Origin of the sequence: uncultured Gemella sp., assembly GCF_963519265.1 — a bacterium.
Classification (GTDB): domain Bacteria; phylum Bacillota; class Bacilli; order Staphylococcales; family Gemellaceae; genus Gemella.
In genome coordinates, this window is record NZ_CAUQNQ010000126.1 from 1 (window position 1) to 3,285 (window position 3,285).

At 28.4% G+C, this 3,285-nt stretch carries 3 protein-coding genes and 1 pseudogene; all 4 read right to left on the reverse strand.

What is annotated here, in order from left to right; translation table 11 throughout:
* Positions 1-215, reverse strand: a 215-nt coding sequence (locus RWN11_RS07810; RefSeq protein ID WP_314161171.1) for a hypothetical protein, incomplete at its 3' end; no start/stop codon positions are given.
* Positions 216-555: 340 nt separating this feature from the next.
* The gene (locus RWN11_RS07815) at positions 556-1,968 is read right to left on the reverse strand and encodes an ATP-binding cassette domain-containing protein (protein WP_314161172.1); all 1,413 of its coding nucleotides are present in this window, start codon (positions 1,966-1,968) and stop codon (positions 556-558) included.
* A 110-nt stretch (positions 1,969-2,078) separates the two neighbouring features.
* Positions 2,079-2,822 carry an ABC transporter permease gene (locus tag RWN11_RS07820; RefSeq protein ID WP_314161173.1) on the reverse strand — a complete coding sequence of 248 codons (744 nt, stop codon included), beginning with the start codon at positions 2,820-2,822 and terminating at the stop codon, positions 2,079-2,081.
* A pseudogene (locus RWN11_RS07825) lies at positions 2,809-3,285 on the reverse strand (hypothetical protein); the annotation flags it as partial. The pseudogene RWN11_RS07825 and the gene RWN11_RS07820, both read right to left, overlap by 14 nt.

Genomic DNA, 3,285 nt, shown 5'->3' on the forward strand with positions numbered 1-3,285 from the left:
TATACTTGTGATATATATTGAAATAACGAGTTACATACAATCGCTAAGAGATAACAAACGATTAATTTTATAAGAAGTTCATTACCCTCAATTAATACTCTATCAAACAACACCTTATTTAAATACGGTATAACAACATTAGTGGAAGTATAAAGTACGTGAAAGAGCAGTTGAATTAAAATAACATTTTTAATTTTTTTGATATAATAAACCATTATTTCCTCCTGAAAAAGCCTAATGAATGAAGTGAACTCTAAAGGTTAGATTTTTTATGTCAAATTTTTGAGATGCTGTACATTCTTAAAGAATTATTTTTTATCTAGCGTAATAAGAAAATCTTTTGATCCACATTGAATTATCTTCTTTAGGATATTCTTATTACTTAATGTACCATTTGTAACAAGACTACATGGCATTTATAAATCTCTATTTAGAATTTCCATAATATCAATAATTCTTTGAGCATGTAATGTTAGTTTTCCTCAAATAAAACATATATCTATTAACTCAAACATTGTCTTTTCTACCATATTAAAGATGAACTTTATAATTTTATTATTTATATCTTTTCAATGATTTATTTTCAATATTATAAATTTCGTCTGCACAATTTTTTACAAATTCCATATCATGAGAAACAAAAATCACTAGCCCAGGATAATTTTTTATCAATACCTCCAGCGCTCTTATACTAATCATATCTAGTGAATTTGTAGGTTCATCTAATATTACAACATTGGCATCTTTAATGAATACTTTTAATAATTCTATTCTAGTTCTCTGCCCACCACTTAATTTATTGATTGGTACATTCAATAATGATGCGTCTATCCCAATATCCCTCAATAAATTTATAATATCTTGTCTTGAAAAATTAGAATCTTCTTGTAAATAATTTATAAGATTTTTTGTACTTCCAACATCAAAATGAAATTGTTTAAAAACTGAAAATTTGATCATTTTAGAAAGTATAATATTTGGATGGTTATCTAGTATATTCTTTATTAATGTAGACTTACCAGAACCATTTTTCCCAGTAATTGCAATTTTTAATTTATTTGCAAATTGAAAACTAACATTTTTCAATAATTGTTTATCTTCATAATAGAGATTTAGCAATTCAGCTCTTATAGGATATTTATTATGTAATTCTCTAAAATTGCCTTCAGGAAAATGGATTGTTTGTACAATAGGTATATCATTGATTTCACCCAAACTATCTAATCGCTTTTCAACATTTTTTATTGTCCGATCAATTCGCTTTACAGCTGTACTTTTATCTTTGGTTGCAGCTAATCGACTAGGTTTTTCAAACGGCTTTGTATTTTTATTTTTTTCTAGGCGCAATCTTTGCTCTTTATTATTTAGAATAATCGTTTCTAAATGTTTTTTCTCTCTAATATATTCTTCTTTTTCATATTGTTGTTTTAACAGATGAAGTTCTTTTTGCTTTACATAATCTTCATAGGTACCAATATACTCTCTGATTTCTTTATTCTCAATATCCCATATTTTAGTCACAACATTTTTTAAAAAATAGCGATCATGACTAGCTATAATAATGATCCCATTTTTATATGATTTAATCGTTTTAATTAAGTTCTCTCTCGTCTGAATATCCATAAAATTAGTTGGTTCATCTAATAATAAACAACCTTGTTTTGTACAAAGCATTTTATATAGGAAATCTCTTTGCTGTTCACCAGCACTATGATTTAAATTTGTATAATCATTATTTGAAAACCAATTTTGATCAAACTTTTTACATAACACATCACAGATTATTCTACCCTTAGTAGATTTTGTATTACCGCAAATAATATTTAATAATGTTGTTTTACCTACTCCATTATTACCTACAATTCCAATAACTTCTCCAATATGACCGGTTAATTTATCAACATGAAACAAGGTTTTATCTGCAAAAGACATCTCAATATCAATTAATTTAATAACTTCTTTACCCATAAAGTCACCCACTCTTTTAAAACTTTTCAAGTGTTTCCAAATCAAGTCTAGATATTAAATATAATAAACAACAGTCTATAAATTAGATGCGGAGATACTCACTCATAACATTAATAACTTCTATCAATCCCTGCTTTCTTACTAGATTGGTAAATTTTCTTAAATAAGACATAACCAATTACCAAGAAAAATACTGACTGACCGGCTAATAATAAGTACTCCATCAAAGTAACTCTTCCTCCTTGAATCAGAGATTGTGTCATTTCAATTCCTAGAGAAATAGGAAGAAATCGACCAATCAAAATTGCCCATTCAGGCATCATATCATGAGGTAAAATAGCTCCAGTGAAAAATAATAGTGCATAAGAAATAATCGAATCAAATGATGCTGTCTTAGTATATTTTAACGTCAATGCTACTAATACTAAAGTAAAGCCAAACACTCCAACAGTGGTTAATAAGAAGATGACAATATACCACCCACTGAATGAAATTTGAATTGAAAGAATGGCACTCAAGATAATTGATACAACAGCTACTTTGATGAGATTAACAATCAACCACACTAATGTTCTTACTATAATCAGCTGTTCAAAAGGAAATGGTTTAATAATCAGTTGATCTAAGATTCCCATTTGCTTCTCTGAAGACACAGAGACTGCTGCTTCACTAATAACCGAACTCAACAAATACCAATAAACAAATCCTACATAACTTTGATTCATTTGTTGATGTTGAACTAATAAAAACATATAGAACACAATCGTAGTAACCACAATACTCACAATATGATCAGGATAATAAGTGCGTACTTCATGTAAATATTTCCATAATTCTGCCTTAAATAACTTCATGATGAGTTCCTCCTCTTTGACTATAGAAATAGTCCAGTGTTTCTTCAACCGTAGGACTTAATTTCTCAATCTTGATTAAATGAGACATCAAGTTATGCTTTACTAAAAGTGCTGTTAATTCGTCAATAGAATTCCGTTTCATGTATGATTTTCCTTTTTCAATGCGACATTGAAGCTCTTGATGAATTACTTCTCCCTCAATAACAGCTTCAAATTCTTGTGAATGTGGGACTTGTTGCAAGAAGTTCTGATAATCTCCCTTATAGACAACCTTTCCTTCGTCAATCACAATCACATAGTCTGCTAGTAATTCTATAATCTCTGCTTGGTGTGAGGTTAAAATAATCGTTTTATTCTGTTCTGTTGAAAGTTGTTTAATTTTTTTACAAAGTTGCTTTGAACTTTGAAAATCTAATCCTAAAGTTGGCTCATCTAAAAATAGGACTTCTGCATTTGTCATTAA

Bases quoted from the DNA above. Each gene is read 5' to 3' on its own strand.
- RWN11_RS07815 (WP_314161172.1), bottom strand. From the start codon at position 1,968: ATGGGTAAAGAAGTTATTAAATTAATTGATATTGAGATGTCTTTTGCA.
- RWN11_RS07820 (WP_314161173.1), bottom strand. From the start codon at position 2,822: ATGAAGTTATTTAAGGCAGAATTATGGAAATATTTACATGAAGTACGC.